The 1,754-nt window shown below is 56.0% G+C and carries 3 protein-coding genes; 1 reads left to right on the top strand and 2 read right to left on the bottom strand.

Annotated elements, in window-relative coordinates:
• Positions 1-240 (top strand): hypothetical protein (locus tag BLQ98_RS18395; RefSeq protein WP_208596104.1); only part of this gene is annotated, 240 nt, incomplete at its 5' end.
• 84 nt (positions 241-324) lie between these two features.
• On the opposite strand, the gene BLQ98_RS17975 is transcribed toward BLQ98_RS18395, so the two are convergent.
• Both BLQ98_RS17975 and BLQ98_RS17980 read right to left on the bottom strand, forming a co-directional pair.
• Positions 325-1,077 (bottom strand): hypothetical protein, encoded by a 753-nt coding sequence (locus BLQ98_RS17975; RefSeq protein WP_093734545.1) that lies wholly within the window; start codon positions 1,075-1,077, stop codon positions 325-327.
• A 244-nt stretch (positions 1,078-1,321) separates the two neighbouring features.
• Entirely contained in the window at positions 1,322-1,516 is a 195-nt protein-coding gene (locus BLQ98_RS17980) for a helix-turn-helix domain-containing protein (RefSeq protein WP_093734546.1), read from the bottom strand.
• Between the last annotated feature and the right edge of the window lie 238 nt (positions 1,517-1,754).

Below are 1,754 nucleotides of genomic sequence, written 5' to 3' on the forward strand. Positions count from 1 at the left end.
GATATTGATCGAGCCTGTCACCTCGCCACCGCGCGACCAGGTAATTCGGCGACTGACCCCAGATTCCAGAAGTCCCTCACGTTTGAGCCACCGAATATCAATCGAACGGTAATCGTCCGTTGTGTCCGCCCCGAACTGCCAGTGTCGCCCGCTACCTACGCCGCCCATGAACCACCTCAGATTTTGCCGAAATCATTTGGAAACTTGTCCGGTATCGGTTCCCGGCTGCTTTTGCTGTGATAGAGCGATTTTCGTGAACGCCCCTGAGAGGCGCAGAGAGCGGCGCTGAGTGCCCTTCTCGCATCTAGCACCCCCAACCATGCCTCAAGCCCTTATGCCGCTTAAATCGCCGCTCTGGCGCGCCTTCATGGCCTGTTTGAGCGGACGGGCAATGTCGAACCGTTTCTTGAGCGCTGTCGTGCCCCTGATCTGACCTTGCGGCGCATCGTATCTGCCAGACTTTTCGCGGCCACCGAACGCCTGGCCCCTGACCAGCTTGCGGGTGTTGGGAACCAGTTTGCCACGAAACATGCGTTCGGATGGTTCGCCCTTTCCGAGATAGGCGGCGAGGTAGAAGCCGGATCGTTCCGGGTGTGTGTCTTTCGCCAGGTGCCACGACCGCCAGACGCTACACGCGAACTCGCCCTCTGTCCGACCCTGCGCCTTGGTGCGGGGCGTGTGATCTAAGGGTTCGCCAAGAAGATCGGAGAGGTAGGACGCGACGGCCTTCCGCTTCCCGTGTGGTAGATGAAAAGCCAGGTGCCAGTGTTCGCCCAGTTCTGAAGTTGTTTCGCGTACCCAAAGATACAGGAAGCCGCCGCGACACCGCGCGCTGACCCATTTTCTCAGCAATTCGACAAGGTACGCAATCCGCTCGACGGGTGATTGTGCAAAGAGGTGATTGGCGTTGTCGTGATGGCGGAGCGACGACCAGCGAACCGTGAGAAGCGTATTGATCGGGAACCCTAGAATGGTTGCGCACTTTGCCGCTTCTATGAAATTGGCCTGCGAACCTATCGGCAAGCCGTCCGTGCGTTTTTCTGGCGGCTGGATTGTCTTGGTGATCTCACTGACCACCGCGCGGGCTGCGGCTGCGGGGCTGGTGACCGCCCCTTGCCCGTCCTTGTTCGCCAGCGTGTCTGGTTGTGGGTTCAGGTGGGAACCATACGGTATAGGTAACGCGCGAGCTATATATATAGGCCGCTTCCGTAACTCGGGCGTTTCAGCCGTTCCGGTAGAACCTGATGCAGTGAATTGCGTGTCCAGTTTCTTTGCCTCGATAGGCCCGCCGATCCTCCCATTTCGACCGGGCTAGGTGTTGTTAGTGGATGGTGCTGCCTCTGGTTTCGTTCTCAGCAAGCCATGCCTCAGCCGCTTCCTTTCGGATGCGTTGAATGCCGCCGATTGTGACAACGGCGGGTGTTGCGCCTTGGCGCTTGAGTTTGTGCCAGGTGGATCGGCTAATACCTACGGCCTGACAGAAGTCAGCCACGGTAAGCAGGGGTGAAATGTCCATATTTTGCGGTCCATGTATGAGCAGATACAAACCATTGTAGTGTTTTGGCAGCTACAACTCAAGGAACAAAGGCCGAACATGGCGAAATTATGCGATTACGTAAATCCGCATTTGTGCTGTGATCTTTCTTCTTCTTTTTCTTCTAGAATCTTCTTACTTCAGGGCATGTAGTCCTTTGATTTTAAATGGAAAATCTGACAAACTCTTAGGAATCGGGCGAGGACGGATTAGTTTTGGG

It is taken from the genome of Sulfitobacter litoralis (assembly GCF_900103185.1).
Taxonomy (GTDB): Bacteria; Pseudomonadota; Alphaproteobacteria; order Rhodobacterales; family Rhodobacteraceae; genus Sulfitobacter; species Sulfitobacter litoralis.

Bases quoted from the DNA above. Each gene is read 5' to 3' on its own strand.
- BLQ98_RS17980 (WP_093734546.1), bottom strand. From the start codon at position 1,516: ATGGACATTTCACCCCTGCTTACCGTGGCTGACTTCTGTCAGGCCGTA.